The sequence below is a fragment of the Streptomyces sp. NPDC014733 genome (assembly GCF_043083385.1).
GTDB lineage: Bacteria > Actinomycetota > Actinomycetes > Streptomycetales > Streptomycetaceae > Streptomyces.
This window is the reverse complement of record NZ_JBIBYO010000008.1, coordinates 156,265-181,957: the sequence shown is the minus strand read 5'-3', so window position 1 is coordinate 181,957 and position 25,693 is coordinate 156,265. Positions and strand designations below refer to the sequence as shown.

17 protein-coding genes and 1 tRNA gene are annotated in these 25,693 nt (G+C 73.7%); 14 read left to right on the top strand and 4 right to left on the bottom strand.

Annotation, left to right across the window (positions count from 1 at the left end; all coding sequences use genetic code 11):
* Positions 1-5: 5 nt before the first annotated feature.
* The 13 genes from iolB (at position 6) to ACF1BH_RS20000 (ending at position 18,461) form a co-directional block, all read left to right on the top strand.
* Positions 6-941 (top strand): 5-deoxy-glucuronate isomerase, encoded by a 936-nt coding sequence (gene iolB / locus ACF1BH_RS20060; protein ID WP_391643881.1) that lies wholly within the window; start codon positions 6-8, stop codon positions 939-941.
* Positions 938-2,812 (top strand): 3D-(3,5/4)-trihydroxycyclohexane-1,2-dione acylhydrolase (decyclizing), encoded by a 1,875-nt coding sequence (gene iolD / locus ACF1BH_RS20055; protein WP_391643879.1) that lies wholly within the window; start codon positions 938-940, stop codon positions 2,810-2,812. Before iolB ends, iolD begins: the two co-directional genes overlap by 4 nt.
* Positions 2,813-2,852: 40 nt before the next feature.
* Positions 2,853-4,346, top strand: coding sequence for a CoA-acylating methylmalonate-semialdehyde dehydrogenase (locus ACF1BH_RS20050; RefSeq protein ID WP_391643877.1), 1,494 nt, complete (start codon positions 2,853-2,855; stop codon positions 4,344-4,346).
* 145 nt (positions 4,347-4,491) lie between these two features.
* Positions 4,492-5,715: a hypothetical protein gene (locus ACF1BH_RS20045; RefSeq protein ID WP_391643875.1), complete on the top strand. Its 1,224-nt coding sequence runs from the start codon at positions 4,492-4,494 to the stop codon at positions 5,713-5,715.
* Positions 5,716-5,852: 137 nt separating this feature from the next.
* Entirely contained in the window at positions 5,853-8,552 is a 2,700-nt protein-coding gene (locus ACF1BH_RS20040) for an alpha/beta fold hydrolase (protein ID WP_391643873.1), read from the top strand.
* The gene (locus tag ACF1BH_RS20035; protein WP_391643871.1) at positions 8,549-9,448 is read left to right on the top strand and encodes an ABC transporter permease; all 900 of its coding nucleotides are present in this window, start codon (positions 8,549-8,551) and stop codon (positions 9,446-9,448) included. Before ACF1BH_RS20040 ends, ACF1BH_RS20035 begins: the two co-directional genes overlap by 4 nt.
* 256 nt (positions 9,449-9,704) lie before the next feature.
* Positions 9,705-11,819 (top strand): FUSC family protein, encoded by a 2,115-nt coding sequence (locus ACF1BH_RS20030; protein WP_391643869.1) that lies wholly within the window; start codon positions 9,705-9,707, stop codon positions 11,817-11,819.
* Positions 11,820-12,102: 283 nt separating this feature from the next.
* On the top strand, positions 12,103-13,182 hold the full coding sequence (locus tag ACF1BH_RS20025) for a rod shape-determining protein (RefSeq protein WP_391643867.1): 1,080 nt from the start codon (positions 12,103-12,105) through the stop codon (positions 13,180-13,182).
* A 789-nt stretch (positions 13,183-13,971) separates the two neighbouring features.
* Positions 13,972-15,591 (top strand): sensor histidine kinase, encoded by a 1,620-nt coding sequence (locus ACF1BH_RS20020; protein ID WP_391644075.1) that lies wholly within the window; start codon positions 13,972-13,974, stop codon positions 15,589-15,591.
* 2 nt (positions 15,592-15,593) lie between these two features.
* Positions 15,594-16,001: a roadblock/LC7 domain-containing protein gene (locus tag ACF1BH_RS20015; RefSeq protein WP_030284070.1), complete on the top strand. Its 408-nt coding sequence runs from the start codon at positions 15,594-15,596 to the stop codon at positions 15,999-16,001.
* Positions 16,002-16,065: 64 nt separating this feature from the next.
* A complete protein-coding gene (locus ACF1BH_RS20010; protein ID WP_345084374.1) occupies positions 16,066-16,428 on the top strand; it encodes a DUF742 domain-containing protein in 363 nt (120 codons plus the stop codon).
* Complete coding sequence (locus tag ACF1BH_RS20005) at positions 16,409-17,032, top strand: ATP/GTP-binding protein (RefSeq protein ID WP_391643864.1); 624 nt, start codon at positions 16,409-16,411, stop codon at positions 17,030-17,032. The genes ACF1BH_RS20010 and ACF1BH_RS20005 overlap by 20 nt, the downstream gene beginning before the upstream one ends.
* Before the next feature lie 25 nt (positions 17,033-17,057).
* A complete protein-coding gene (locus tag ACF1BH_RS20000) occupies positions 17,058-18,461 on the top strand; it encodes a cytochrome P450 (protein WP_391643862.1) in 1,404 nt (467 codons plus the stop codon).
* A 129-nt stretch (positions 18,462-18,590) separates the two neighbouring features.
* Here the strand turns inward: ACF1BH_RS20000 and ACF1BH_RS19995 are convergent, their stop codons facing one another.
* Complete coding sequence (locus ACF1BH_RS19995; protein ID WP_391643859.1) at positions 18,591-19,736, bottom strand: terpene synthase family protein; 1,146 nt, start codon at positions 19,734-19,736, stop codon at positions 18,591-18,593.
* 2 nt (positions 19,737-19,738) lie between these two features.
* Positions 19,739-20,650, bottom strand: a complete 912-nt coding sequence (locus ACF1BH_RS19990; RefSeq protein WP_391643857.1) for an SAM-dependent methyltransferase — start codon at positions 20,648-20,650, stop codon at positions 19,739-19,741.
* Between the two features lie 467 nt (positions 20,651-21,117).
* Between ACF1BH_RS19990 and ACF1BH_RS19985 the strand changes: the two genes are divergently transcribed.
* The gene (locus tag ACF1BH_RS19985; protein ID WP_391643855.1) at positions 21,118-23,319 is read left to right on the top strand and encodes a tetratricopeptide repeat protein; all 2,202 of its coding nucleotides are present in this window, start codon (positions 21,118-21,120) and stop codon (positions 23,317-23,319) included.
* Between the two features lie 24 nt (positions 23,320-23,343).
* Here ACF1BH_RS19985 and ACF1BH_RS19980 read toward each other — a convergent pair whose 3' ends face one another.
* Together ACF1BH_RS19980 and ACF1BH_RS19975 are read right to left on the bottom strand one after the other, a co-directional pair.
* Positions 23,344-25,056 carry a hypothetical protein gene (locus ACF1BH_RS19980; RefSeq protein WP_391643853.1) on the bottom strand — a complete coding sequence of 571 codons (1,713 nt, stop codon included), beginning with the start codon at positions 25,054-25,056 and terminating at the stop codon, positions 23,344-23,346.
* Between the two features lie 519 nt (positions 25,057-25,575).
* Positions 25,576-25,648: transfer RNA gene (locus ACF1BH_RS19975), tRNA-Arg, on the bottom strand.
* Between the last annotated feature and the right edge of the window lie 45 nt (positions 25,649-25,693).

The following is a 25,693-nucleotide window of genomic DNA, read 5'->3' as shown; positions in this document are numbered from 1 at the left end:
TGGTCATGAATCCCGCATCCGCGTCAGCCGCTTCCGCACCCGGCCCCGGCCGGGCCCTCGGCCTCCACATCCCGGCAGGTCACGGCGGGGCCGGGCCGTACGCCCTGGACATCACGCCGGAGCGGGCGGGCTGGGGCCACTCCTCGCTGCGCATCCTCGAACTGCCGCCCGGGGGCCACCACGCCTTCGACGCCGGGGACAGCGAGTGGATCGTGCTGCCCCTCGGCGGAGGCTGCACCGTCACCACCGACGGCACCTCGCACGACCTCACCGGCCGCGACAGCGTCTTCAGCGGTCTCACCGACTTCGCGTACGTCCCGCGCGACGCGCACGCGCGGCTCACCAGCAGGGCGGGCGGCCGGTTCGCCCTCGCCGGGGCCCGCTGCACCCGCCGCCTGCCCGCCCGCCGCGGCGCCACCGCCGACATCCCTGTGGAGCTGCGCGGCGCCGGGGCCTGCTCCCGCCAGGTCAACAACTTCGCCGCCGCCGACGCCTTCCCCTGCGACAAGCTCATCGCCGTCGAGGTCCTCACCCCCGGCGGCAACTGGTCGTCCTACCCGCCGCACAAACACGACACCGCCCGCCCCGGCGAGGAGTCCGCGCTGGAGGAGATCTACTACTTCGAGGTCGAGCCCGCCCACGGCACCCCGGGCGTCGGCTATCAGCGCGTCACCCCCTCCGGGCCCGGCCACACCACCGACGTCCTCGCCGAGGTCCGCGGCGGTGACGCCGTCCTCATCCCCGACGGCTGGCACGGCCCGTCCATCGCCGCCCCCGGCCACGCCCTCTACTACCTCAACGTCATGGCGGGCCCAGGCGCCACCCGCGAGTGGCTGATCCGCGACCACCCCGACCACGGCTGGATCCGCGACACCTGGCCCGGCCTGCCCACCGACCCCCGCCTGCCCCGCTACACCGCGCCCCCGGGAGACACCCGATGACCACCCTCCGCCTCACCGTCGCGCAGGCCCTGGTGCGGTTCCTGGCCCGCCAGTACACCGAGCGCGACGGCCACCGCCACCGCCTGGTGAACGCCTGCTGGGGCATCTTCGGCCACGGCAACGTCGCCGGGATCGGCCAGGCGCTGCGCGAGGACCCCCAGGCGCTGCCGTTCCTCCAGGGCCGCAACGAACAGGCCATGGTCCACGCCGCGACCGCCTACGCCCGCCAGAGCGACCGGCTCCGCGCCCAGGCCGTCACCACCTCCATCGGCCCCGGCGCCACCAACCTCGTCACCGGCGCCGCCCTCGCCACCGTCAACCACCTGCCGGTCCTGCTGCTGCCCGGCGACACCTTCGCCACCCGCCGCGCCGACCCCGTCCTCCAGCAGCTGGAGGTCCCGTACGCCGGTGATCTCTCCGTCAACGACGCCCTGCGCCCCGTCTCCCGCTACTTCGACCGCGTCACCCGGCCCGAGGCGCTCATCCCGGCGGCCCTCCAGGCGATGCGGGTCCTCACCGACCCCGTGGACACCGGCGCCGTCACGCTCGCCCTGCCGCAGGACGTCCAGGCCGAGGCGTACGACTGGCCCGCAGAGTTCTTCACCTACCGCATCTGGCGCGTCCCGCGCCCCGCGCCCGACCCGGACGCCCTCTCGGCGGCGGCCCGGGTGCTGCGCGCCGCCCGCCGCCCGCTGATCATCGCCGGGGGCGGCGTCCACCACAGCGAGGCCGAGGGCGCCCTGCGGGCGTTCGCCGACGCCACCGGCATCCCCGTCGCCGCCACCCAGGCGGGCAAGGGGGCGCTCCGCCACGACCACCCCGCCGACGTCGGCGGCATCGGCCACACCGGCACCGCCACCGCCGACGCGCTCGCCCGGCACGCCGATGTGGTCCTCGGCATCGGCACCCGCTACACCGACTTCACCACCGCCTCCGCCACCCTCTTCGCCGACCCCGCCGTCCGCTTCGTCAACCTCAACATCGCCTCCTTCGACGCCCACAAGCTCGCGGCGCTGCCCCTGGTCGCCGACGCCCGCGAAGGGCTCGTCGCGCTCACCCGTGCCCTGCACGGCCACCGCGTCGAGGCCGCGTACGAAGCGGGGTACGCCACCGCCAAGGCCGACTGGGAGCGCCGCGTCGACGCCGCGTACGCCGCCCCCGATCCGGACGCCCGGCCCACCCAGACCCAGGTGCTCGGCGCCCTCGACGCCGTCGTCGACGACACCGACATCCTCGTCAACGCCGCCGGCTCCCTCCCCGGTGATCTGCACCGGCTCTGGCGCGCCCGCTCCCGCCGGCAGTACCACCTCGAATACGGCTACTCCTGCATGGGATACGAGATCCCCGCCGCCCTCGGCGTCGCCCTCGCCGCCCCCGGCCGCCCGGTGTGGGCCCTGGTCGGCGACGGCACGTATCTGATGAACCCCACCGAGATCGTCACGGCGGTCCAGGAGGGGGCCGCGTTCACGCTGGTGCTGCTCCAGAACCACGGCTTCGCCTCCATCGGCGGCCTCTCCGAGCAGACCGGCGGCGAGCGCTTCGGCACCGACTACCGCTTCCGCGCCGCGGACGGCACCTACACCGGCGATCCGCTGCCCGTCGATCTCGCGGCCAACGCCGCCTCCCTCGGTATGCGCGTGCTGCGCGCGCCCACCGTCGGTGCCCTGCGCGACGCCCTCGCCGAGGCGCGTGGCGCGAACCGTCCCACATGTGTCTACGTCGAGACCGAAACGGCCGACACAGTGCCGGGCGCGCCGGGCGCCCAGTCCTGGTGGGATGTACCCGTTGCCGAGACCGCGACGCGTCCGGCGGCGGTCGCCGCGCGCCTGGCCTACGACCAACACGCCGCAGACCGCCGCCGACACCTCTGATATCGGCCCGTAGTCGTCACCACCGGAAAGGCCCCCCCGCATGCAGACCATCAGCCACTGGATCGGCGGCAAGCCCGTCGAGGGTGTGTCGGGCAACTTCGGCCCGGTGTACAACCCGGCCACCGGCGCCCAGGAGAAGCAGGTCCCCTTCGCCTCCGTCGAGGAGGTCGACGCCGCGGTCGCCGCCGCCAAGGAGGCGTTCGCCACCTGGGGCACCAGCTCGCTGGCCAAGCGCACCTCCGTGCTGTTCCGCTACCGCGAGCTGGTCGCCGCCCACCGCGAGGAGCTGGCCCGGCTGATCACCGCCGAGCACGGCAAGGTGCACTCCGACGCCCTCGGCGAGGTCGCGCGCGGACTGGAGATCATCGAGCTGGCCTGCGGTATCCCCGAGAAGCTCAAGGGCGAGCTGTCCACGCAGGTCTCCACCCGGGTGGACGTCGCCGCGATCCGGCAGTCCCTCGGCGTGGTCGCCGGCATCACGCCGTTCAACTTCCCCGCCATGGTGCCGATGTGGATGTTCCCGCTCGCCGTGGCGTGCGGTAACACCTTCGTCCTCAAGCCGAGCGAGAAGGTGCCCAGCGCCGCCCTCAAGCTCGCCGAGCTGGCCGCCGAGGCGGGCCTGCCCGACGGTGTGCTGAACGTCGTCAACGGCGACAAGACCGCGGTCGACCGCATCCTGGAGCACCCGGACATCGCCGCGGTCTCCTTCGTCGGCTCCACCCCGATCGCCAAGTACATCCACACCACCGGCACCGCCAACGGCAAGCGGGTGCAGGCGCTGGGCGGCGCCAAGAACCACATGCTGGTGCTGCCCGACGCCGACCTCGACCTCGCCGCCGACTCGGCGATCAACGCGGCGTACGGCTCGGCCGGTGAGCGCTGCATGGCGATCTCCGTCGTCGTCGCCGTCGGGGAGACCGCCGACCCGCTGATCGAGAAGATCAAGGAGCGCGCCGCCGCCCTCCGCATCGGCCCGGGCGACGACCCGGCGTCCGAGATGGGTCCGCTGATCACCAAGGTCCACCGCGACAAGGTCGCCTCGTACGTCCAGGGCGCCGCCGCGCAGGGCGCCGATGTCGTCGTCGACGGCACCGGCTTCACCGTCGAGGGCTTCGAGGACGGCCACTGGATCGGGGTGTCGCTGCTCGACAACGTCACGCCCGAGATGGACGCCTACCGCGACGAGATCTTCGGCCCGGTGCTGTCGGTCGTCCGCGTCGCCACGTACGACGAGGCCATCGCGCTGATGAACGCCTCCCCGTGGGGCAACGGCACCGCCATCTTCACCCGCGACGGCGGCGCGGCCCGCCGCTTCCAGCTGGAGGTCGAGGCGGGGATGGTCGGCGTCAACGTCCCGATCCCGGTGCCGGTCGGCTACCACTCCTTCGGCGGCTGGAAGGACTCGCTCTTCGGCGACCACCACATCTACGGCAACGACGGCGTGCACTTCTACACCCGCGGCAAGGTCGTCACCACGCGCTGGCCCGACCCGTCCGACGGCGGTATCAACCTCGGTTTCCCCAGCAACCACTGAGGGCCCGTCCGCTGCCCCGCCGGTCACCGGCCGGCGGGGCAGCGGCGCCCGGTACGCCGCGGAGCGCGCTGTTCAGGGGGACGGCTGTCAGCGGGGGTTGCTACGGTGACCGGGCGTGTACACAACATCATCATCGGGGGACGCGATGCCACGGAGCACGGCACTGGCCAAGGGCGCACGGATCACGGGCGGCATTTTCTGCCTGGTCTTCTTCCTCTACACCGGCTTCTGGCTCTGCTACGACCTCGCGGAGTTCGGCCTCCCCGCGGTGTGGGACTACTGGACGGGCGCCCGTCCCCCCGGCCTCAACACCGTCTCCAACTCCACCCAGTTCTGCCTGGCCCTGGTGCAGCTGAGCGGCGCCGTTGCGGCGTTCGCGGGGCGGCGGACGGCCGGCGGTCTGATGGCCGTGGCCACCACCTTCACCTTCGCCACCGCCGTCCAGACCGTGATCAGCGTCGGCTCCCACACCGGTGACAACCGCTGGTTCCGCAACGCGCGGATCGACGCCGACCCCTTCGAAGCGGTCTTCCTCGGCGGCCTGGCACTGGCCCTGCTGGCCTTCCTCGCCGGGATCGTGCTGCTCGCCGGGATGCGGTCCTGGCCGCGCCCCACGCCCAGCCCGCCGCCGGTGCGCCCGGCCAAGGCAGCGGGCGTCATCGGCGGTCTCGTCCTCGGGGCGATGGCGCTGCTCTCGGTGATCTGGCAGCTCACCATGGTGGTCCAGGCCGGCAATCTGGGGGACTCCGTCCTCATCCTCTACCTGGGCAAGGGCATCCTGTCGTCCCTGACCTCGCTGGCCCCCGGCTGGGACGCACTGGTCCTGCTGGCGCTGGCGGGCATCGCCGCGCTCACCTGCCTGATGCGCGGCACCGCCGCCCGTGGTCTGTCCCTGGGCCTGGCGACGCTGCTGCTGCCGAACGCCCTGCTGATGGTGGTCGGCCCCGGGTTCTCCGGCCACCTGTTCACGATCAGCCACGCGGCGCCGGGCCAGAGCATCCTCGCCATCGCCGAGGTGGCGCTGGACCTCTTCGGCTCGCTCGCCCTGCTCGCGCTGATGGCCAAGGGCGAACCGGTCGCCCCCGGCTGGCAGCCGCCCGCGCCCGCACCGCGGTTCGGCGGACCCGGCTTCGTCCCGCCCGGCCCGCAGCCGTCCGGCTGGCAGCCGCCGGCCCCGATGCCGGGCGGCCCGGTCCCCGGCGCTCCGGTCCCCGGCCCGATGGCCGGCGCCCCGGTGCCCCCGCAGGCGGGCCCGGTCCCGCCGATGCCGACGGCGGGCCCCGCCGCCCCGCCGATACCGCCCACCGCCCCGCCGGTCCCGCCCGGCAACCCGCCGGCCCCCGGCGGATTCGGCCCTCCGCAGTACTGACGGGGCGGGCCGGACCGCGCGGCGCGATGCGCGGCCCGTACGGCCGACGGCGGCGCGGGCCACGCCCCGGCGGCCCCGGTGCCGCTTCCGCCGCACTCCCGGCACCCCCCGTACGGCCCACTCCCTAGGATCCCCGTATGGATCTGCGACTGCGCGGACGACGGCTGTACGCGGCCGTCGGCGCCCTGGCCCTGCTCGTGGGCGGCGGGGTGTGGACGGCCGCCACCTCGGACGCCGCACCGGCCGTGCACCGTACGGACCGGACGCTGACGATGCCCGAGAAGCCCGGCAGCGAGAAGACCGTACGGATCGACACCTCCTACTTCACCGCGGGGAGTTCCTCCGCGCGCCGCCCCGCCGTCCTGCTCGCGCACGGCTTCGGCGGCAGCAAGAACGAGGTCCGTCCGCAGGCGGAGCGGCTGGCCCGGGACGGCTACGCCGTCCTGACCTGGTCGGCGCGCGGCTTCGGCGACTCCACCGGCGACATCGGGCTGAACGCCCCGGACCGCGAGGTCGCCGACGTCAGCCGCCTCGTCGACTGGCTGGCGAAACGCCCCGAGGTGCGGCTCGACAAGGCGGGGGACCCACGTGTCGGCATCGCCGGTGCCTCGTACGGCGGCGCCGTCGCGCTGCTCGCCGCCGGGCACGACCCGCGGATCGACGCCCTCGCCCCGCAGATCACCTACTGGAACCTCGCCGACGCCCTCTTCCCCCACGGCGTGTTCAAGAAGTTGTGGGCCGGGATCTTCTTCACCACCGGCTCCGCGGGCACCCCCACCACGGCGCCCGGCCGCGCCCCCGCACCGTCCGGCGGCTGCGGCCGGTTCGCCGTGGACCTGTGCGCGATGTACCAACGGGTCGCGGTCGCCGGGAAACCGGACGCGGCGGCCCGCGCCCTCCTGGAGCAGCGCAGCCCGTCCGCCGTCGGCGGCCGCATCAAGGCGCCGGCCCTGATCATGCAGGGGCAGACCGACTCGCTCTTCACCCTCGACCAGTCCGACGCGATGGCGCGGGCGCTGCGCCGCAACGGCGCCCCCGTCTCCGTCGACTGGATCGCCGGTGGCCACGACGGTGGCGACCGCGAGACGGGACGGCTCACCGACCGCACCCGCGCCTGGTTCGACCGCTACCTCAAGGGCGACAAGGGCGCCGACACCGGGCCCGCGTTCCGGGTCAGCCGCAGCGGGGGAGTGGACTCCACCAACGGCGCCCTCCAACTGCGCGGGGCGAGCGGCCCGGCCTACCCCGGACTCGACCACGACCCGCGCCGCATCCAGCTCACCGGCCCCGAACAGCGCTTCACCAACCCGCCCGGCGCGAGCCCGCCCGCGATCTCCGCGGTCCCCGGCACCGGCGCGCTCGGCGCCCTCTCCTCCCTGGGCGGCGGCCTCGCGGTCGACTTCCCGGGCCAGTACGCCCGCTTCGACTCGGCGCCGCTCACCGCACCCGTCCATCTCACCGGCGCCCCGCGCACCACCGTGACCGTACGGTCCACCGCCCGCGACGCGGTCCTCTTCGCCAAGCTCTACGACGTCGCCCCGGACGGCACCAAGCAGGTGCTGCCCGCGCAGCTCGTCACGCCGTACCGCATCTCCGGCGCCGGCCGGGGCACCCGCGTGACCCTGGAACTGCCCGCCGTCGACCACGACTTCGCCGCCGGGCACCGGATGCGACTGGTCCTGGCCGCGACCGACCTCGGCTACGCCTCACCCACCGAGCCCGCCACCTACACCGTGGCGGCAGCGGGCGGCGGCGCCCTGAGCGTCCCCACCGACCCGCGGGTCCGCGCGGCCGCCGCCCCGCTGCCCGCCTGGACCTGGCTGCTCCCGTCGGCCGCCGCCGTCCTCGCCGCCGCCCTGCTGCTCACCGCCCGCCGCCGCACCACCGCCCCGCCCCCCGACCCGTCGCTCGCCGCCGTGCCGCTGGTGATCGACGGGCTGAGCAAGAAGTACGCCGGGGCGAGCGACCGGTACGCGGTGCGGGACCTGTCGTTCCGCGTGGAGAGCGGGCAGGTCCTGGGGCTGCTCGGCCCCAACGGCGCCGGGAAGACCACCACGCTGCGGATGCTGATGGGCCTGATCCGCCCGGACGAGGGCGAGATCCGGGTCTTCGGGCACGCCGTCCGGCCCGGCGCCCCGGTGCTCTCCCGGGTCGGCGCGTTCGTCGAGGGCGCCGGGTTCCTGCCGCATCTGTCGGGCCGCGCCAACCTCGACCTGTACTGGCGCGCCACCGGGCGGCCCGCCGCCGACGCGCACGCCGAGGAGGCCCTGGAGATCGCCGGGCTCGGCACCGCTCTGGACCGCGCGGTGCGCACCTACTCCCAGGGCATGCGGCAGCGCCTCGCCCTCGCCCAGGCCATGCTGGGCCTGCCCGACCTGCTGATCCTCGACGAGCCGACCAACGGCCTCGACCCGCCCCAGATCCGCGAGATGCGCGAGGTGATGATCCGTTACGCGGCCGCCGGACGTACCGTCATCGTCTCCAGCCATCTGCTGTCCGAGGTCGAGCAGAGCTGTACGCATCTGGTCGTCATGGACCGCGGACGCCTGGTCAGCTCCGGGCCGGTCGCGGAGATCACCGGCGCGCAGGACACCGTTCTGGTCGGCGTCGCGGATCCCGGGACGCTCACCGACGCGGTGCTGGAGAAGGTCCGTGAGCTGCCCGGTGTCGTCGCGGTGGCCCGCGCCGACGACGGTCTGCTGGTCCGCCTCGACGACCCCGCGGTCACCCCGGGCCTGCTCGCCGGGCTCCTGCGGCTGGACCTGCCGGTGCACCGCGTCGGGCCGCACTGCCGCCTGGAGGACGCGTTCCTCACCCTGATCGGAGGCGACCGATGACCGCCACCCCACCGGAACCGCGCCCCGCACCTGCCGCCGGGCCCCCGGAGTCGGCCGCCGCCCCCGGCTACCGTCCGCGCCGCACCCTGCCGCTGCGCGTCGAGGCGCTGCGGCAGCTGCGGCGGCGCCGCACCCTGGTGATCGGCGCCGGGCTGGCGCTGCTGCCGTTCGTGCTGGTCGTGGCCTTCGCCATCGGCGGCACCCCGGGGCGGCGGGCGAACGGCCGGATCACCCTGATGGAGACCGCGACGGCGTCCGGCGGCAACTTCACCGCCACGGTGCTGTTCGTCTCGGCGGGCTTTCTGCTGGTCGTGCCGGTCGCGCTGTTCTGCGGGGACACGGTGGCGTCCGAGGCGAGCTGGTCGTCACTGCGCTATCTGCTCGCGGCGCCGGTGCCACGCGCCCGGCTGCTGCTGAGCAAGCTGACCGTGGGCCTGCTCTTCAGCGCCGCCGCGATGGTGCTGCTGCCCCTGGTCGCCCTGGGGGTGGGCACCGCCGCGTACGGCTGGGGCCCGCTCACCCTGCCCACCGGCGGTGCGCTGGCGCCGGACGAGGCGGTGGGGCGCCTCGCGGTCGTGGTGGCGTATCTCTTCGTCAGTCAGCTGGTCACGGCGGCGCTGGCGTTCTGGCTGTCGACGGTCACCGACGCGCCCCTGGGGGCGGTCGGCGGCGCGGTCGGGCTGACCATCATCGGCAACGTCCTCGACCAGGTCACCGCCCTCGGCGGCTGGCGCGATGTGCTGCCCGCCCACTGGCAGTTCGCCTGGGCCGATGCGCTGCAGCCCAAGATGGCGTGGTCCGGGATGCTCCAGGGCGCCTCCGTCTCGGTCGCCTACGCGCTGGTCCTCGTCGCCTTGGCGTTCCGCGGCTTCGCCCGCAAGGACGTGGTGTCCTGAGGGGCGGTCCGGGGGCGGCCGGGCACCGGCCCGGCCGCGTTGCGGGCCGCCCGGACGTCCCGTAGGGGCCCGGCCGAGGGGCGCACCGGCCGGGCGGGCGCGCCGGGTGCGCACGTTTCCCGGCGGGGGCGCGCGACGGAACGGGACGCGCCCTCCGCCGGGTCCGCCGAGGGCCCTCCGGCACGGCCCCCGCGCCACGCGGGACGCCGGTCCTGGCCGCCCCGAACCGCGGCATTTCGCCCCGTATTCTCTGGTTATGACCTGGTCGCGCGCGCTGAAGCAGACCGCCCGCTCCGGGCTGACCATCGAGCGGGCCGAGCTGACCCCCCTCATCGCGGTGCGCGGCACCGTCGGCGTCGCCCTCGTCATCGGACTCTGCCTGTGGCGCGGCGATCCGACGCTCGCCGTCTCCTCCGCCTTCGGCGCCTTCGCCGCGGGCACCGTCACCTTCCAGCGCAGCTGGCGCCCGCGCCCCGTCCTCGCGCTCGCCGTCGCCGGCGGCCTCGCCCTCTCCACCTTCCTCGGCTACCTCGCCGCCGTCCACCTCCTCGCCTTCCTGCTGCTGCTCGCCGGCTGGACCTTCCTCGCCGGGCTGGCCTGGGCGATCGGGCCGATCTCCGGGCTCGTCGGCACCCAGACCATCTCGATCATGCTGGTCACCGTCACCCTGCCGACCTCCGTGCTCGGCGCCCTCGAACACGCCGCGCTGATCGCCTTCGGCGGCCTCATCCAGGCCACACTGATCACCGTCTTCCCGGTGCGCCCCTGGGGCGTCCAGCGCGACGCCCTCGCGGACGCCCTCGCCGCCGAGGCCGACTACGCCCGGCGGCTGCGCCACGACCCCGTCGCCCCCTTCGACCCGCAGCCCCTCATGGACGCCCGGCTCGCCTCCGCGGTGACGCCCCGCCAGGCCAAACGGCGCCCCGTCCAGCTCCACGGCCCGCGCGGCGTCGCCGAGCAGATCCGGCCGGTCCTCGCCTCCCTCGCCGACCCCGTGGTCGGCACCCCCCTGGAAGGGCCCGAACGCGACCGCACCCGCGACCTGCTCGGCGCCGCCGCCACCGTCCTGGACGCCGTCGCCCACGCCATCCGCCACGACCGCCCCGTACGGCTGACCCCGGAGACGATGGCCACCCTGGAGGTCCCGCCGTCCGGACCGCTGCTCAAGGGCGCCGCCCGCCGCTCCGCCTACCGCCTGATCGCCCTCCTCGCCGACGCCGTCGAGAGGAGCGACGAGCCCGTCGAGTCCACCCGCCCCACCACCGCCGAACAGGAACGCCACCTGCTGCGCCCCAGCGTCCCCCGGCTGATCCCGGGCGCCCTGCGCTCCCTCCACCGTGAACTGCGCTGGTCCTCCCGCTTCCTGCGGCACGCCGTCCGGCTCAGCGCGGTCGCCTCGGCCGGCTACCTCCTGGGCACCGTGCTGCCCTTCGGCCACGGCTACTGGGTACCGCTCGCCTCCGTCGTGGTGATGCGCCCCGACTTCGGCCAGACCTACGCCCGCGGCGTCGCCCGCTTCTGCGGCACCCTCGTCGGCGTCACCATCGGCGGCGCCCTGGTGGCGCTCTTCCACCCCGGTGTCTACGTCAACGCCGCGCTCGCCCTCTGCTGCGTCCTGCTGATGTACCTGCTCATGCGCACCGGACACTCGGTCACCTCCGCCTGCGTGGCCGCGTACGTCGTCTTCCTCCTCGGCATCGCGGGCGCCGGCTGGGAGCAGACCGTCCTGGAGCGTGTCGTCCTCACCGCCGTCGGCGGAGTCCTCGCCATGGCCGCCTACGCCCTCTTCCCGACCTGGGAGACACCCCGGCTCCGCCGCCGCCTCGCCGACTGGCTGGACGCCAACGGCCGCTACGCCCTCGCCGTCTTCGAACTGCACGCCCGCCCCGCCGAACGCCGCCCCCGCCAGGTCCGCGACGCCCTGCTGGACTCCCGCGCCGCCCGCGCCGCCTGGGAGGAGTCCGAGGAGCGCGCCGAGAAGGAGCCGGTGCGCCACCGGGGACTGTCCCGCACCTCGGCCGCCGCGGCGACCACCGCGCTCACCACCATGGGCCGGGTCGCGATGATCCTGGAGGCCCACCTCCCCAAGAAGGACGCGGAACCCTCCGTCGGCGCCACCGCCTTCGCCTACGAACTGCGCGAATCCCTGGAACGCGCCACCCAGGCCGTGGTGGACCGCGAGGAGCTGGACTGGAGCGAACTGCGCGCCGTCTGGGAGCGGTGGGACGCGGAGGACGAGAGCCAGGGCGTCGCCCTGCGCGGCGCCGACCTCCTCCTCGACGCCCTCGACGACCTCGCCCACGCCCTCTCCCGCGGCCCCGGCGGCCGCAACCGCGCCACCCGGAGCAGGCTGGGCAGCAGCAGCCGGTGACGGCGGGACGGTGCGTACGGCTCCCCGGGGAGCCCGCGTGGAACCGGCCCGCCCGGGGAACGGTTGGAGGGACCGGCCCGCCCCGGGCGCCGCCCCCTCCGGAACCCCTCCGCAGGCCCGCCCGTTTCCCCATCGCGGGAACCGATCCGCGACCCCAGTACTCTTGATAATTGCCCGAAAATGACGCCATTGGTACGCCCTTGGTGCCTCTGGGCCGCGATGCCCGAGGACCCGCCCCGCCGGGTCCTGTCATCCAGTGTGAGAAAGAGCGAACGAACTCCCCATGGCGCCCAGCACCTCGTCCGGTACGTACGACATAGGCATCGACCTCGGTACCGCCAACACCCTGGTCCACGCACGCGGCAAGGGGGTCGTGCTCAACGAACCGTCCGTCGTCGCCGTCAACGCCGCGGGCGACGTCGTCGCCGTCGGCGCCGAGGCCAAGCGCACCATCGGCCGCACCCCGTCCGGGATCACCGCCCTGCGCCCCCTCCGCGAGGGCGTCATCGCCGACTTCCACGCCGCCGAACAGATGCTGCGCGCCCTGATGAAGAAGGCGCTGCCCACCCGCCGCTTCTCCAAGCCGCGCGTGGTCATCTGCGTCCCGTCCGGGATCACCGGGGTCGAACGGCGCGCCGTCATCGACTCCGCACGCGGCGCGGGCGCCCGTGAGGTGCATCTCATCGAGGAGCCCATGGCCGCCGCGATCGGCGCCGGACTGCCGGTCGCCGAACCGGTCGGCTGCATGGTCGTCGACATCGGCGGCGGCACCACCGAGGTCGCGGTCCTCTCCCTGGGCGGCCTGGTCACCGCCCAGTCCGTACGCGTCGCCGGGGACGCGCTGGACGCCGCGATCATGGCCTACATCAAGAAGAAGCACGCGCTGGCCATCGGGGAGCGCACCGCCGAGGACATCAAGATCGCGATCGGCTCGGCGGCCTGGAGCCCGGTCGTCGAGGGCGAGGACGGCACCCCGGAACGCGCCACCACGTACACCGTCCGCGGCCGCGACCACATCGGCGGACTGCCGCGCGTCCAGGAGGTCACCGAGGAGGAGATCCGCGAGGCCCTCACCGAGCCGGTCGACGCGATCGTCCGCGCCGTCCACCGCACCCTGGACGAGTGCCCGCCGGAGCTGTCCGGCGACATCGTCGAGCGCGGTATCGCCCTGACCGGCGGCGGCGCCCTGCTGCGCGGCCTCGACCAGCGGCTGCGCCAGGAGCTGGGGGTGCCGGTGACCGTCGCCGACCAGCCGCTGGACTGCGTCGTCAACGGCACCGCGAAGTGCGTCGACGAATTCGCCACCCTCAAGGGCCTGCTGTCCGACGCCAAGCAGCCGCCCCGGCGCGCGGTCCGCCTCTAGTACGTACCGCCGATACGTACCACCACGGACGCCCCGGGCGCCGGCCCACGGCGCCCGGGACGTTCCGCCGCTCCCGCTTCCTCCGCAGGGGCGTATAGCCGGTAAATCCGGAATACCCACCGCGGACGGAGCGGACGGGGCGCCCCTCCCGGGCGCGGACGCGGCCTGTCGCCGCAGCGCACGGAGGGGGCGAAGGGGGTGCCGCCGGCGCATCCCCCGCCCCGCCGGACGGCGGCCCGGTGCCACTGCCGCCTCCCCGGGGGCCTACCTCCCCACGGGTGAACTCTCCGCCGCCCGGGGTGACCCCGTCTCGCCCCCGCCCGCTACGAACGGCGGATGCGGCCCTACGCCACCCGGTGTCGGAGGGGCGGACGGCAGGTCGGAGAGTTCCTGGCACCCCGCACGCGGGAGGCGCTCGACGCCCGCCACGCTCCGTTGAACAAACCACTGGCATGTGCCGCTGCGCCCGGTGAGGGGCGGGGGTCTCCGAGGGGATCGCACGGCCGGACCACTCCCGCCGGACTGCCGAAAACCCGTCCGATGACACGACTCACCCAGGATTCGGAAGTGAACTGACGGAGTGTCGAATATGAAGGGGAAGTTCGATTTCCGCTTGTTCAGGGCGTAGTGACCTGGCGTCAGCCTGCGATCAAACCCGGTTATGCTACTTCCGGTCCGCCGCCCCCCTGGAAGCGTTGCACGGTAACCACCGTGGTGACGCTGTCCGTTGTGTCGCGGATTCGGCAAGTCGTCCCGATCTTTCAATGTTTGAGGGTTTTGAGGGTGCAGATGGTTCGAGAAGGATCGTCGCCCGGGGGGTCACGTCCCGTCTCGGTTCTCGCGTGGGCCGTGCCCGCCGCGGTGACGGCCGTGGCCGGAGTCATCGCCGCGGTGACGGTCCCCTCCCAGGCGAGTACACCGGTCGCCTGGGTCGGGGTGATCGCCACTGTGGCGGTCGCACTGGTCACGGCCGAGCTGGCCCGACGGGCCAAGGTGATCGCCGGGCTGCGGCAGCGCGACCGTGAGTACCGCACGGCCCTGTCCCGCCAGGAGTCGGAGACCATCCGCCTGGCCAAGGACCTGCTGCCCGAGATGGTCTCCCGGCTCAGCCGCGGCGAGTTCCCCGAAGACGTCTTCAACGCCATGGGGGAGCGGCTCGCCAAGCACGCCAAGGAGGCGGAGCTCACCCCCGAGTTCCACGGCGCCCACCAGGCCGTTCTGCGGTCCGTCATGGAAGCCGTCGTCGCGGAGGAGGACCTCCGTGACGCCGCCCAGCGCGCGTTCGTGAACATCGCCCGGCGCGTCCAGGCGATCGTCCACCAGCAGGCCCAGGAACTCCGCGAGATGGAGGACCGTCACGGCCACGTCCCCGAGGTCTTCGGCGACCTGCTCCAGCTGGACCACGGCACCGCCCTGATCGGCCGCCTCGCCGACTCCATCGCCGTGCTCGGTGGCGCCCGCCCCGGCCGTCAGTGGAGCCGCGCGGTCCCGCTCTACAGCGTGCTCCGCGGCGCCATGTCCCGGATCCTCGACTACCAGCGCGTCGAACTGCACTCGGTCTCCGAGGTCGCCGTCGTCGGCCCCGCCGTCGAACCGCTCATCCACGCCCTCGCCGAGCTGCTGGACAACGCCACCCGCTACTCCCCGCCCCAGACCCGGGTGCATCTGACCGCGGTCGAGGTGCAGTCCGGTATCGCGGTGGAGATCGAGGACGGCGGCGTCAGCATGAGCGAGGAGGCGCGCAAGCGCGCCGAGCGGATGCTGGAGCAGGCCCAGAAGGGCATCGACGTCAACGACCTCGGCGAGACCCCGCGCCTCGGCCTCGCCGTCGTCGGCCGCCTCGCGCAGGTCTACAACTTCCAGGTGTCGCTGCGCACCTCCGCCTACGGCGGCGTCCGCGCGGTGCTGATCGTCCCGCAGGACCTGATCACCACTGCCCCCGCCACCGGCCGCGCCCACGGCATCGGTGCCTCCTCGGGCCCGCTGACCGCCCGCGCGGAGCGTCCCGCCGGGGCCTCCCGCCCCGCCCCCGCTCCCGCGGCCGCCCCCGTCGCGGCGCCTCCCGCCGCGCCCGCACCGGTCAACGGCGGGTACCCCGGCGACACCATGGACGACATCCCGGTGGTGACGGAGCGGACCGCCACCGGGCTCCCCCAGCGACGGCGCAAGGCCCGGGCGACCGCCCCCCTGGCGCCGCCGGCCGCCCCCGCCCCCACCCCGGCGCCGGCCCCCGCTGTTCCCGCCCCCACCCCCGCCCCGGAGAAGGCATCACCAGTGCAGCCCGGTATGTGGCTGGCGGCGTTCCAGAGCGGCCTGTCCGGCGAGAGCCAGACATCCGCGCCCACCGGTGCCTCCGGTGAGGCCGGTGCAGCCCGTGAGAGTGACGAGTCCTCGGAAAAGAGTGAGTAGCCATGATTCAGCACCGGCCCAACATGGACTGGATGCTCAAGGACCTCGCGGAGAGCGTGCCGCAGACCCGTCACGTCATCGTGCTGTCGTCGGACGGCCTGCGGATGGCTCAGCACGGCACCGACACCGACACCGCCGACCGGCTGGCGGCCGCCTGCGCCGGGCTGCAGAGCCTGGCCGGAGCGGTTTCCTCGGAGTTCCCCCGCAGTGACGGCCGGATGCGTATGGTCGTGATCGAACTGGACGGTGGGTTCTTCTACCTGATGGCAGCAGGTGCCGGGGCATACCTCGCGGTGCTGGCCGATGAGGACGTGGACGCCGGCTTGATCGGTGCGCGGATGCGGGACCTCGTGGCCCGTATCGGTGAGCACTTGAGCAGCCCACCGCGCCACAACGGACAGGTCGTATGAGCGGGGTCGTCGAACGTGTTGAGGACATGCGGCGTCCCTGCCGAGGGGGAAGAGGGTCTCCGGAGTGAGCGATGCGGACGAGGGCTGGGAGGACGAGAACCCGGAGAGGCTTTATGTGATCACCGGTGGGCGCAGCGGATCCTCCGGAAAGTCGGCCTCCCTCGACCTGGTCACGCTGATCGTGTCCAAGAACAGCCCCAAACCGGGCATGCAGCCCGAGCACGCCACGATCATGCGGCTGTGCCACTCCCCGCTGTCCGTGGCGGAACTCTCCGCCTACATGCGCCTGCCGGTCAGCGTGCTCACCGTTCTGCTCGGTGACCTGCTGGCGGACAGCCGCGTCGTCGCACGGGCACCCGTACCTCCCGCTCAACTTCCCGACCGTGCCCTTATTGAGGCGGTGATCCATGGACTTCAAAAGCTCTGAGACGCTTGTCGAGCACCCTGCCGAGGGCCCACGGACCGAGGACGAACTGCCGGACAGCGCGGCGGCAGCGGTCAAGGTCGTGATTGTCGGCGGGTTCGGCGTCGGCAAGACCACGCTCGTCGGATCCGTCAGCGAGATCCGTCCGCTGACGACCGAGGAGACGATGACCCAGGCCGGTGTCGGCGTCGACGACACCATCGGGGTGGAACGCAAGACCTCCACCACCGTGGCGATGGACTTCGGCCGGATCAGTCTCAACGACGAACTCGTCCTCTATCTTTTCGGAACCCCCGGACAGCAGCGCTTCTGGTTCCTGTGGAACGGCCTGTTCGACGGTGCCCTCGGTGCCGTCGTGCTGATCGACACCCGTCGGCTGGAGGTCAGCTTCGACGTCATCGGGCGGCTGGAGGAGCGCGGCGTCCCCTTCGTCGTCGCCATCAACTCCTTCCCGGACGCACCGGCGCACCCGGTCGAGGAGGTCCGTGCCGCCCTCGACCTGCCGGCCGATGTGCCGATAGTCGACTGCGACGCCCGGCTGCGCCCGTCAAGCCGCGACGTCCTGATGACGTTGATGCGGTATCTGCATTCCCTCGCCGTGGCGTGAGCCGGCGAGGAGCCAAGGAGCCACTGTGAGCACTTCCCCCACCCCGCCCCCGGGCTGCCCGGCCCACGGCGTCGGCCCGGAGGGCCTGCGCCGGCTGTACGGTCCCGAGGCCGAGGCCGATCCGATGGGGCTGTACGAGAAGCTGCGCGCCGAACACGGTCAGGTCGCGCCGGTTCTGCTGCAAGGCGACCTCCCGGCGTGGCTGGTGCTGGGGCACCGCGAGAATCTGGACGTGGCCCGCACCCCGTCCCGCTTCTCGCGGGACTCGCGCCGCTGGCGGGACATGCGGGAGGGCCGGGTCGGCCCGGAGCACCCGCTGACGCCGGTCGCCGCCTGGCAGCCGGTGTGCAACTTCGTCGACGGCGCCGACCACGAGCGGCTGCGGGCCGCGGTCACCGACTCCATCAACCGCTTCGACCGGCGCGGTATCCGCCGCTACGTCACCCGCTTCGCCAATCAGCTGATCGACGAGTTCGCCGGTGCCGGTCAGGCCGATCTGGTCAGCCGGTTCGCCGAGCATCTGCCGATGCTGGTGATGACGCAGCTGCTCGGCATGCCGGAGTCGTACGGTCCCCGGCTGGTCGAGGCCGCCCGCGACATGATCAAGGGCACCGAGACCGCCGTCGCCAGCAACGAGTTCGTCATGCAGACGCTGCAGCAGCTCGTGGAGCGCAAGCGCGCCACCCCCGGTCACGACTTCACCACGTGGCTGCTGGAGCACCGCTCCGCGCTCACCGACGACGAGGCCGTACAGCACCTCCGCGTGGTGCTGATCGCCGCGTTCGAGACGACGGCCAACCTCATCGCCAACACGGTGCTGATGGTCCTCACCGACCGGCGGTTCCGCGCCAGCCTCTCCGGCGGTCACATGACCCTGCCGGACGCGCTGGAGCAGGTGCTGTGGGACGAGCCGCCGTTCACCACCATCCTCGGGCGGTGGGCCACCGGCGACACGGAGCTGGGCGGTCAGCGCATCAAGGAGGGCGACATGCTGCTCCTGGGGCTGGCGGCGGGCAATGTCGACCCGGAGATCCGTCCCGACCTCACGCAGCCGGTGCACGGTAACCGCTCGCACCTCGCGTTCAGCGGCGGCCCGCACGAATGCCCTGGTCAGGACGTGGGCCGCGCCATCGCCGACACGGGTATCGACACGCTGCTGGCCCGGCTGCCCGACCTCCAGCTGGGCGTCGCCGTGCACGACATCCCGTACCGGTCGTCGCTGATGTCGCGTCACATGATCGAGCTTCCGGTGCGGTTCACGCCGAAGCCGAGCATGCCGGCGCAGACCGCCGGTACCGAGCTGCCCGCACCGCGCCGTTCGGAGCCGCTGCCCGAGGCGGCCGGTCCGCGGCCGCCGGTCGCGGTGCCCACGGCGGAGACGAAGCGCGGCACCAGCACCTGGTGGCGTCGCTGGTTCAGCGGCCACTGAGGCCACCGTCCGGGCCCGTCGGCGTACGCCGATGTGTCGCGGGCGAAGGGTGTGATGGGACCGGCGGTACGGTGCGTGCCGCCGGTTCCGCTGTTGGTGGGGTGTCCCGGTGGGGGCGGGACACCACGCTCAGGGAGCGTCGGGGGACGTCAGCTGGTCCCACCACCAGGCGATGGCCGGGAGGGCCGGTGCGTCCGTCGAGGGGTCGCTGGGCGTGTCCCGGTAGGTGATGTGGAACGACGAGCCCGGCACCGGCAACGGATTGCGGTTGCGGGGGCTGGCGAACCGCGGGGCGTTGTTCTGCCAGACGATGCATCCGGCGATGTAGTCGCCCAGCGTGTCCAGGTAGCGCCGCATCATCGGGTCGCCGTCGGCGGCGAGTTGGTCCCGCAGCCGCAGGTAGAGCGTCATCGTCCGGTCGCGCAGCCCGACCGCCTCGGTCAGCGCCTCGGCGGGGGTGCAGCCCCGCTCGTGGGCGATGACGTTGATGAGGTTCTGCTCGGGGATCTCCAGATGGTCCTCCTTGGCGTAGGAGAACAGGTCGTTGTCGGTGCCGACGAGGAAGCCCGCGGCGTCGGTGAGGGCCTGGACCGCCGGGGAGCACTGCACGTCGGGCGGCAGGTCGACGCCGTTCGCCACCTCGCCCCAGGTGAGCGAGAAGCGGGTGCCGTTGATCGAGACGGCCATGGCGGCGAAGTCGTTGAGGCTCGGCATGACGCCGCGTTCGGCGTTGGCGGTCTGCCAGGAGGAGGCGAACAGCCAGTCCCGGACGCCGTCGGTGAACCGCCGCAGCTGCCAGGGGCTCAGCACGGCGCGGGTGCGCCCCACCAGGTCGTGCAGCGCGTCGGTGTACGGGCTGGGCGGCATCATCGACGAGCCGGGGTACTCCAGGGCGCGGAGCAGCCGGATGCTGGTGTCGACGACCTTGCCGGTCGCGGTGGCGTTGCTGCCGGAGTCGAGCCAGTCGTCGACCGCGTGGGCCCAGTAGTTCCACATCATGAAGACGAGGAGGGGCTCCGGCTCGCCGTGCGGGATGATCCGGCAGCTGAACTCCGCGCTGTGGGTGGCCAGTCCCCAGGCGCGTTCGGTCGCGTCGGGGTAGAGGCCGTAGCTGTCGATCCACTCCAGGGCGCGCCGCTCCAGCTCGGCGTGGCGCGGGTGGATGTCACCGGTGAGCGTGATCGGGCAGTAGAACGGCGGGAGTTGCCAGCCGATGGGGGACGGGCGGGACCGGTCGCCGCCCGGGGTGGTGCGGACGTCGGAGGTGACGGTCATGGTCAGTTGCCTCCCAGGCGGAAGAGCAGCAGGCGGGTCTCGACCGCGTGGTCACGCCAGATGCGGAACAGCTTGCCGTGGGTGCGCTCCGACTCCAGCAGCCGGTCACGGGCGATGGGCGAGGGCACGCCCGTACGGTCCATCGTCTCCACCTCCGCGGTGCTCCACGCCATCGACTGCATCCAGAACTCCGCGACGCGGTCGGTGATGTCCTCGTCCTGCTCCAGCTCCAGACCGGCCGCGTGCGCGGCGTTGATGTACTCGGTCAGGGTGCCCAGGCGGGTCTTGTAGTAGTCGTCGATGAACTCGGTCCACTCCGGGCGGCACAGGAAGTGCTCCTGGATGCCGAACCAGCCGCCGGGCTTGAGGGCCTTGGCGACGACGGAGAAGAGCCGCTCACGGTCCATGTAGCCGGAGCTCTCGATGGCGACGGCGCCGTCGTAGCGGTTCTCGTCGGTCAGGTCGTGGATGTCGCCGAGGACCGGGGTGATCCGGTCGCCGACGTCGGCCCGGCGGGCGAGGTCGGCGATGACCGGTATGTGTTCGCCGGTGACGGTGATGCCGGTGACCTGCGCACCGAACTTCTGCGCCCAGTAGATCGAGCCGCCGCCGACGCCGCAGCCGATGTCGAGAAGATGACCGGGCGGGTTGCGCGGTACGTCCCAGAGTTCGGCGGCGTGATCGAGGACGGCCTCCTGCGAGGCGACGATGCGTTGCCGCAGGACGCGCTGCGCGACCGTGGTGTTGGGGTGCGCGCCTTCGTCGAATATCCCCATATGGAAGTGGACACGGGGGCCAGGGCCGTATTTGTGGAGGATGTCCCTGGTCTTGCGCGTGTAATAGAGGGGAACTTGCTTCTCGTCGAACCCGGACTGGCCGGGGACCGCCGCGTCGATGACGAGGTTGTTGTCCATGTTTCAACTCCGATGGGCAGACAGTCCGGTGCGCCGGTAGCATCCGGCGCCCCGGTAGGGGGGTGGGCCGGAACCAGACAGTCCGGGCCCACACGGTCTGCCCGAGAGTGATCGTCCGCAATCCGGATCGGGACCTCACGTGATCAGAGTCATATGCAAACAAGCCAAAAATAAACACTTTTGGGCGTGTCGAATGCCGCCAACATGCTGTTCGTCCGGTCGACGCCACGTCAGAACGCCTGTGGGCGAAGGGAGTGGACGAGGCGTCAGGCGGGGTCTGTGGGAACGGTGGTGCTCCGGGGTCGCGGTCTCGGCCGGAGGGAGTTCCGGGCCCGGGCCTCTCCCGGCAGGATGTACGGGAGAGCACGGCGCCGGGCGGCCCACCACTACGGTGGACGGCGGGCGCGAGACGGATCGGCACGGCCGCCCGGCAGTGGTACCGGGCGGCGTACAGGGGGAGTGACGGCATGCTGGATCCCACGTCGATGGCGGCGGTTTCGTCCCTGCTGTCCACCATGGCGATGTCCATGGCGACAGAAGCGGGCAAACGTGGCTGGGAATCGCTCGGTGCGCTCGCCCGCCGGATCGCCGGACGCGAGGTGCCCGCACCGGTCGGCGCCGAGGAGCGCGGCGAGCTGGCGGCGGTACTGGCCGGCGCCGCCGCCCGCGACCCCGAATACGCCCGCGCCCTCGGCGTCCTCTTCCGCACCGCCCCCGCCCCCGCGAGCGCCACGGCCGTCCCGCGCCAGCTCCCGGCCACCGCCCGCTTCTTCACCGACCGCCGCCGACCCCTCAAACAGCTCGACAAGGAAGCCGGACGCAAGGCCGACGGCCTGCCCCGCGTCGCCGTCGTGTACGGGCCCGGCGGCATCGGCACCAGCGCCGTACCCATCCACTGGGGAAGCCGCAACGCCCACCGCTTCCCGGACGGCCAGCTCTACCTCGACCTGCGCGGCGGCGCGGGCTCCGGACACGACGCCCCCGCCGTGCTCCGCCACTTCCTGCGCAAACTGGGCGTCGCCGACGCGGACGTACCGCCCGCGGCCGAGGACCGTATCGACCTGTTCCGTACCCTCGTCGCGGACCGCAGACTGCTCGTCGTCCTCGACCACGCCCGCTCCGCCGCCCAGGTCTGCCCCCTGCTGACCGGCGCCCCCGGCGTCTTCACCATCGTCGTGGCGCGCCGCCCGCTGGCCGGACTCGACGCCGTGCCCGTCCCGGTCGGCCCGCTCGCCGCCAAGGACGCGCGGGCCCTCCTCAGCCGGCTCACCGGACTGCGGTGGCGTGGCGACCACGAGGCCGCGCTCCGGGCCGTCCTCGACCGGTGCGGCGGTTTCCCGTGCGCCCTGCGCACCGCCGCCACCACGCTCACCCTGCCGCAGGACCCCGCGCCGGACGGGTCCGCTCCGCCCGCCCGGGAGCCCGCCGCCCCGGACCCCGACCCGGTACGCGCCGCCGTCGACGACGCCTACCGCGCACTCTCCGCGGACGCCGCCCGGCTCCACCGCCTGCTGGCACTGCACCCCTGGCCCGCCATCGGCCCCGCCCAGGCGGCGGCCACCGCGGAGACCATCGGGGCCGAGGCCGAACGCCTCCTGGGCGAGCTGGTCGCCCACGGACTCCTGGAGACCCGCGACGGCGTGCGGTACCACCACCGCCCCCTCGTCCGGCAGCACGCCGAAGCGCTCGCCGCCCGGGAGGACCGGCCCGCCGGTTGCTCCGCCGCCGTCTCCCGCACGGTGAGCTGGGCGCTGTGCCTGGCGGTGCCCGCCGACCGCGCGGCCCTCCCGGAACGCTGGCACCTCGGCCCGCTCTACGACCTGCTGCCGCCCGGCCCGTACGCCGACCCCCGGGCGGCGCTGGCGACCCTGGACTGCGAACTCCCCACCCTGGTGGCCGCCGTGCTGGCGGCGGAGGCGTACGGGGATCACCACAGCGTCTGGCAGCTGTGCGAGGCCCTGTGGGCGGTGCAGCTCAAGGCCGGGCGTCACGAGCAGGTCCTGCCGGCGCTGCGGGCGGGCGTCCGCGCCGCCCGCGCCCTGGCACCCGAGGCCGGTCCGGTGCCCGAGGCCGGTCCGGTGCCCGAGGCGTCCGGCGCGCGGGTCCGGGTGCGGGCCCGGATGCACACCCAGCTCGCACTGGCCCTGGCGGAGCTGGGCGCCGACCACTTCGCCGAGGCCGAGGAGGAGCTGCGGCAGGCGGCCCGGGCGTCGCAGTCGGCCGGTCACCGCCTCGGGCGGGCCACCGCGGTGGAGACGCTGGGCCTGTTGCGGCTGCGGCAGTGGCGGTACGCCGAGGCGCTGGACCTCTTCGAGGAGGCCGACGCCGTCCTCGTCGCCATCCCGGACGGCGGCGAGGGCAGCCGCGACGTGCCCCGCGCCCGCGCCCTGCTCCGCCGCCACCGTGGCCGGGCCCTGCGCGGTCTGGGCCGCCGCGACGACGCCACCCGGTGGCTGGAGCAGGCGCTGGAGTACTTCCGCGCCAACGACCCGTACAACACCGCCCGCACCCTCACCGACCTCGCGGAGACCCGCAGCGAGGCCGGGCAGGCGGGGGAGGCGCTGGCCCATTTCGAGGAGGCCGCCGGGCTGCTGGCGGAGGGCGGCGCGGGGTACCACCTGAGCCGCCTGCGGGAGCTGCGCGAGGCCGTCGCCCGGGACGCGGAGTAGGGGCGGCGGGTGCGGGTCGGCGGGTCAGCCCGCTGTCCCCGCGCCGTCGTCCGCCGCGGCGACCGTCACCCGGTGGCGGGCCCGGGTGGTCCGTACCGTCAGCCCGTTCGCGATCAGGCGCTGCGGCGCCGTGCCCGCGGAAAGGCAGGCGAACAGCGCCGAGGCCAGCGCGGCGGGGTCGGCCGCCGAGGCGTCGGCGGTGAGGGTGAACGTGGCGCCGGTACGGAGGCGGACGGTGCAGGTGTCCGGAGCGCTGACGTACACGGCGAGGGCGCACTGCGGGTGGCGGGCGAGCACCTCGGCACACCATGCCGCGGGCGGTCCCAGCCGCGGATCGTCGGCCGCACCGTCCCGGAAGATCACATCCGCCGCGGCCACCGCCTCCCGGTCCGCGGTCTCCTCGTGCGCCGCCAGATGCGCCTGGAGGGGCGCGCCGCCGCACGCGCCCGCGGGCCGGCTCCCGGGCCCGTCGGGCTCCTCCGGTTCGTACGACGGTTCCGCATAGCGGTGCAGCGCCACCTCGTACGGGCCGAGGAGGCGGGTCAGCACGCGGAGCGAGGTGGTGTGGCGCGGCGGCGTGTGGTCGGGCAGCGGCAGCGGGTCGAGGTGGGCGGGGAAGCCGGGTTCGGGGATGCCGATGAGGCGGTGGAAGAGGGCGCGCAGCAGCGCGGCCGACTTTCCGGGGACGGAGGTGGTGAGTTCGGCGGGCCCGGGGTGCGGCCGGTGGTCGCTGAGGGCGGACTCCAGCTGGGGGCGGAGCGGCCGGAGCGGGTCGAGGCGGGGCGCGGTGCGGACGAAGTCGGCGACGGGCGAGGCGGGGTCGAGACCGTCGAGCGGGGCGGCGCCGAGAAGGACCGGGGTGCCGAGGGCGGCGGCGTAGTACGTGACCGAGCCGTGGTCGCCGATGACCAGGTCGGCGGCGAGCAGCGCCTGACGCCATTCGGTCAGCGGATCGAGCAGCGCCAGGCCGCCGCGGCGCGCCCGCTCCAGCCAGGCCCGCACCTGTCCCGGGCCGTGACCGTGCCAGATGTTGGGGTGGAGGACGGCGGCGAGCCGGTAGTCGTCGGCGGGAAGCTCACCGGTGAGCCGGGGGAGGAGCGAGGGCAGCAGGTCGTCGCCGCCGTCGCCGAAGAGCGAGGCGGGATTCCAGGTCGAGTTGAGCACCACCAGCCGCTGCCCGGCCCGCAGCCCGAGGGCCCGCCGGAAACGCTCGCGGTAGGGGCGGGCGTCCAGCAGCCGGTCGAAGCAGGGGTCCCCGGCGACCACCGCGGTGTGCGCGGCGGCCGGGCACGCCTCCCGCAACCGCGTGAGCTGCTCGGGATGGGAGAGCACCATGGCGTCCGCGACCGGCTCCCCGTCGACCAGCAGCCACGCGTCCGACATCCCGAACACCGGGTCCGGCGTCCGGCGTCCGGCGTCCGGCGTCCGGCGTCCGGCGTCCGGCGTCCGGCGTCCGGCGTCCGGCGTCGCCAACGTCTTATTGTATCCGACCCCATGTGACAAAACGGCCAACTTACCGCAAATCTCATGCAGTTGGCCGCCGAAGCTGGCGGAGACGGCGAGGTCCACCCGCGTCCGCAGTGCCTGCGCCCACGGCAGTACCGGTACCCCGACCTCGGCCAGCAGCTCCGGCACCCCGGCCTGGAAGGGGGACGAGCCGGTGCAGGTGGCCAGCAACTGGATACGCAAGTCACGGAGGAGCGGCAGAACATCGAGCAACCGGGTCGCAGAGGTCACGTTGTGCACCACAAGCAGCACCCGCCGCACCGATCCCCGGGTATCCCATCGGCCCCCCTCGCCCCCGACCGGCACGCGTATCCATGCCCCGTCCCCCTTGCCCACGGGCCCCCTCCGTCGCCTCGACCGCCCTCGGTGCCTCGCCTGCGGCGCGGACCGGATTGCGCCGCCCGGGCGGCGCAAGGGGTCATGATCTCATCGGGTGTCGCTTCGGGGGCGGGGCCCTGGTGAGGTTCGCGGGCCCCAGCCGTAAGGGAGCACCCCGGGGGCCGCAGGGGCGACGGGGTCGCCCGCGGCGACCTCCCGGTGGAAGCGGCGCGCCTCACGGCGGCTCCGCCGAACCCCTGCGGGAGAACCGTGCCGCGTATTCTCCGTGGCCACCTGCGGAAACCCGGAGCCGGCCGGACGCCGTCGAGGGTGTCCCCTGTCTGGCCGGGGGTGCCTCCGGCTGTGGCCGGCCGGTCGGAAACCACCCCCGACCAGCAAAAAGACCCTCCCGAAGGAGGGTCTGATCCGGAGTGCCCCCGGCAGGACTCGAACCTGCGGCCAAGTGCTTAGAAGGCACCTGCTCTATCCGCTGAGCTACGGGGGCCGGTGGTGGGCGTGGAGCACGGACCGCGGACAAGGATAGGGGTCC

Excerpts from the sequence above, each read along its gene's own strand:
- ACF1BH_RS20045 (WP_391643875.1), top strand. The coding sequence starts at position 4,492 with ATGCCACGGAGCACGGCACTGGCCAAGGGCGCACGGATCACGGGCGGC.
- ACF1BH_RS20040 (WP_391643873.1), top strand. The coding sequence starts at position 5,853 with ATGGATCTGCGACTGCGCGGACGACGGCTGTACGCGGCCGTCGGCGCC.
- ACF1BH_RS20030 (WP_391643869.1), top strand. The coding sequence starts at position 9,705 with ATGACCTGGTCGCGCGCGCTGAAGCAGACCGCCCGCTCCGGGCTGACC.
- ACF1BH_RS20015 (WP_030284070.1), top strand. The coding sequence starts at position 15,594 with ATGATTCAGCACCGGCCCAACATGGACTGGATGCTCAAGGACCTCGCG.
- ACF1BH_RS20050 (WP_391643877.1), top strand. The coding sequence starts at position 2,853 with ATGCAGACCATCAGCCACTGGATCGGCGGCAAGCCCGTCGAGGGTGTG.
- ACF1BH_RS20005 (WP_391643864.1), top strand. The coding sequence starts at position 16,409 with ATGGACTTCAAAAGCTCTGAGACGCTTGTCGAGCACCCTGCCGAGGGC.
- ACF1BH_RS19990 (WP_391643857.1), bottom strand. The coding sequence starts at position 20,650 with ATGGACAACAACCTCGTCATCGACGCGGCGGTCCCCGGCCAGTCCGGG.
- ACF1BH_RS19985 (WP_391643855.1), top strand. The coding sequence starts at position 21,118 with ATGCTGGATCCCACGTCGATGGCGGCGGTTTCGTCCCTGCTGTCCACC.
- iolD (WP_391643879.1), top strand. The coding sequence starts at position 938 with ATGACCACCCTCCGCCTCACCGTCGCGCAGGCCCTGGTGCGGTTCCTG.
- ACF1BH_RS19995 (WP_391643859.1), bottom strand. The coding sequence starts at position 19,736 with ATGACCGTCACCTCCGACGTCCGCACCACCCCGGGCGGCGACCGGTCC.
- ACF1BH_RS20020 (WP_391644075.1), top strand. The coding sequence starts at position 13,972 with ATGGTTCGAGAAGGATCGTCGCCCGGGGGGTCACGTCCCGTCTCGGTT.
- ACF1BH_RS20035 (WP_391643871.1), top strand. The coding sequence starts at position 8,549 with ATGACCGCCACCCCACCGGAACCGCGCCCCGCACCTGCCGCCGGGCCC.
- ACF1BH_RS20025 (WP_391643867.1), top strand. The coding sequence starts at position 12,103 with ATGGCGCCCAGCACCTCGTCCGGTACGTACGACATAGGCATCGACCTC.
- iolB (WP_391643881.1), top strand. The coding sequence starts at position 6 with ATGAATCCCGCATCCGCGTCAGCCGCTTCCGCACCCGGCCCCGGCCGG.